Raw genomic sequence first — 2,755 nt, 5'->3', positions numbered from 1 at the left:
TTTTCGGTCAGCAAAAAAGGCTCAAACCATTACGGGACAAAGGGTTAACCTCGATTTATGATTTTCCTTGATATATCTGGGTTTCAGCGATTTTGGGCTTCTCGAAGTAAATCCCAAGCGGGGATTGGAGTTGAGGCTTTTATCGATTTGTTTTTTGTCTAAGTCCCACTATGGTCGTGGTGGTCAATATAGCTGGACTTCCCCCATACAGAAATACTAAAAAATCAACAAAACCCTTACTGCAGGTCGCTTCTCAGAAAAAATTGACAAGCCACTACTGGGTACATTTTTCGCTTGAAAATGGCTGTACCGTTGACTGTATCTGGAGTAGAGCGATTCCGTAGAGTTGGCTGTATAGTGATCGCTAACCTCATTGTAACAGATGGTGTCATTAATCTCTAGAGTCAGCGATTCCCTCTGTAGCCATGTTTTTGATGGTTTTCTGCCCCGAAACAAGCTATAATGGTCGAAAGGTCAAATTTGAAAATTTTTGCCTCAAACCCTATCAGCGTAAGGACTTCAGGAGTTTGTGTCCAGTAGTCCATTAGTATTATATGGCTTTAACTCAGGCTCTATAAGACTTTTAGCCATAGCTAGTATGTTTATACGGGGGAAGTCCAGATATAGTCAAGCCATTTCTGTTTTAGAAACTGCGGTTAAAATAGCACAAGAGTCAAAAGAACGTCATTAACTCTCTCAATTTGTTGGGTTTCCTTACGTTACGTCAACCCAACCTACAAGATCGGCGATCGCACTGAAACTGTAAGAATTCGATAAAATCTAGCACTTCCTGTTGTTTTTCAGAAGGCAATTGTCTAACTTTTTCGATGATTAGGTCTTCTTTAGTAATTGCTTGAGTCATGGTCTTATTCTCCTGTTTAAGATTCTTTCTTTCGTTCTGCTAATGCTTCCTTGTCAGTCCAGCAAAAATCAACATAGTGCATAATCGGTATATTTTCTAACATCAGGATCGTGAAATCCTAAAACCATCTGTTTTTTAGGGATTCCCGCTTTTTCTAATTCGTAGGCAATGCCATCTTCTGTGCCATCTCTTTGAATCCATATTTTATCATCGATAATATCAACATGGATTAAGCATCCATGAATTCGTTTATTCTTTTGCCACCCTAAAGAAAGAATAATGTAACGATTGTTTGCATCATCAAATATTGCTTCATTTTTGATGTCTCCATAGGCGTAATCAATATTGAGATATTCTGAAAGGACATCTTTGATGATTTGACGGTATTTTTCGATTAATCTATCCACAATTCATCCCAAATTTCAAAGATTGATTTTTGCTTATTAAATTTCATATGCAATAATCAAGTCAATTATCTGATTCTTATGCTTTCGATAAACTCGAAAATCACTATCTAATGTTAATACGCAACTGCCTGTGATTGACTCACTCATCCTTACTAAACAAGCATCAGCTAACGACATGGGAACATTTTGATAACGATCTATTAACTCCTCAATCTCTGCAATTTCACTTTGAAGATTAAAGGGAATTGTCACAACTCCTTGACGAATAAGTGCAATAACTGTTTCTTCTCCTTTGTAAGTATTTCTGAGTAAAAAACAAGCTTCAACGATAACTGCCTCACAAGTTAAAAGAGGAAATTTTATATTTCTCCATTCATGTTTTGCCCAGTTATGATATTGATCCTGCCGTTTTAGATAAGCAACTAACACGCCTGTATCAAGTAAAACATTCTTTCTCATTTTTTACCCAAAGCTCTTAAATATTCTTTGTTGGTTGATAAATCGCCAGGACCACCATCTAAACAACCAGCAAACTCTTTGGCAGCTTCATAAGCGGAAATGGGTTCTTTTTCTTCTGTGCTTTCTGACTGCTTTTGTAACTGAAACTGTAAGAATTCGATAAAATCTAGCACTTCCTGTTGTTTTTCAGAAGGCAATTGTCTAACTCGTTCGATGATTAAGTGTTCTTTACTAATTGCTTGAGTCATGGTATTATTCTCCTGTTTTAAGATTCTTTCTCGAATTCTGCTAATGTTTCCTTTAAATACAATATAAAACTCTCGATTGGTTGTTGGGTTTCCTTGCGTCAACCCAACTACAAGATCGGCGATCACAAAAAAGCTATGATCGCACTTTCTGTTCAATTAAATGGGCAACTTCTTCAATTTCTTCTGGTGAGTGTGCCATAGGAAATGTTGCAGAAGATGCTTCGGATGTGAAGCGATCAACAAAGGCATAAAAAGCTGTTTTATCGTTAGGATGAGTAACTAAATAAGCTCTTAATTCAGCTTTTGTCATAGTCTTAAAGTCAGTTTTCATTACAAGAACCTCCAACGACCATTGCGGTAGATCTCTATTTCTATGTTATCGCCAGCTAAAATGAAGACATTGCCCGTTCTCTCATCTAGTCGGACAACAAAGATAGGTGTAAAGGTATTGGTGAGGGATTGGCATAGTGTGATACACATGATGCCTTGTTCGGCGGTTGGTAAAATCGTTGCACCTCACAAGCTAGCAATTCCTTATAATCAGATTAGCAGTTATTCAGGTGCAATAGTAGTATCGTAGCAAAATTTGCCGCGTAAGTATCTCCCAACACCCATCTCAAGCGCAGTATGCCGAATTACTGGACTTCCCCCATACAGAAATACTAAAAAATTAACAAAACCCTTACTGCCTGGAGCTTCTCAGAAAAAATTGAAAAGACGCTACTGGGTACATTTTCCCTTTGAAAATGGCTGTACCGTTGACTGTATCTAGAGTAGAG

General features: G+C 37.6%; 6 protein-coding genes. All 6 read right to left on the bottom strand.

Annotated elements, in window-relative coordinates; all coding sequences use genetic code 11:
• Nucleotides 1–724: 724 nt before the first annotated feature.
• The 6 genes from O9295_RS16300 to O9295_RS27895 all read right to left on the bottom strand — a co-directional run bounded on the left by O9295_RS16300 (nucleotide 725) and on the right by O9295_RS27895 (nucleotide 2,483).
• Entirely contained in the window at nucleotides 725–862 is a 138-nt protein-coding gene (locus tag O9295_RS16300) for a DUF2281 domain-containing protein (RefSeq protein WP_288033865.1), read from the bottom strand.
• A 68-nt stretch (nucleotides 863–930) separates the two neighbouring features.
• Nucleotides 931–1,269 (bottom strand): XisI protein, encoded by a 339-nt coding sequence (locus O9295_RS16295; protein ID WP_288033862.1) that lies wholly within the window; start codon nucleotides 1,267–1,269, stop codon nucleotides 931–933.
• 36 nt (nucleotides 1,270–1,305) lie between these two features.
• Complete coding sequence (locus tag O9295_RS16290) at nucleotides 1,306–1,728, bottom strand: type II toxin-antitoxin system VapC family toxin (RefSeq protein WP_288033859.1); 423 nt, start codon at nucleotides 1,726–1,728, stop codon at nucleotides 1,306–1,308.
• Nucleotides 1,725–1,976, bottom strand: a complete 252-nt coding sequence (locus O9295_RS16285; RefSeq protein WP_288033858.1) for a DUF2281 domain-containing protein — start codon at nucleotides 1,974–1,976, stop codon at nucleotides 1,725–1,727. The genes O9295_RS16290 and O9295_RS16285 overlap by 4 nt, the downstream gene beginning before the upstream one ends.
• A gap of 133 nt (nucleotides 1,977–2,109) precedes the next feature.
• Nucleotides 2,110–2,307, bottom strand: coding sequence for a DUF6887 family protein (locus O9295_RS16280; RefSeq protein WP_502846510.1), 198 nt, complete (start codon nucleotides 2,305–2,307; stop codon nucleotides 2,110–2,112).
• On the bottom strand, nucleotides 2,307–2,483 hold the full coding sequence (locus O9295_RS27895; protein ID WP_502846511.1) for a DUF6888 family protein: 177 nt from the start codon (nucleotides 2,481–2,483) through the stop codon (nucleotides 2,307–2,309). The genes O9295_RS16280 and O9295_RS27895 overlap by 1 nt, the downstream gene beginning before the upstream one ends.
• Nucleotides 2,484–2,755: the final 272 nt, after the last annotated feature.

It is taken from the genome of Microcystis sp. LE18-22.4A (assembly GCF_027531105.1).
Classification (GTDB): domain Bacteria; phylum Cyanobacteriota; class Cyanobacteriia; order Cyanobacteriales; family Microcystaceae; genus Microcystis; species Microcystis aeruginosa.
The sequence above is the reverse complement of the archived record's forward strand: the minus strand, read 5'-3'. Positions and strand labels throughout refer to the sequence as shown.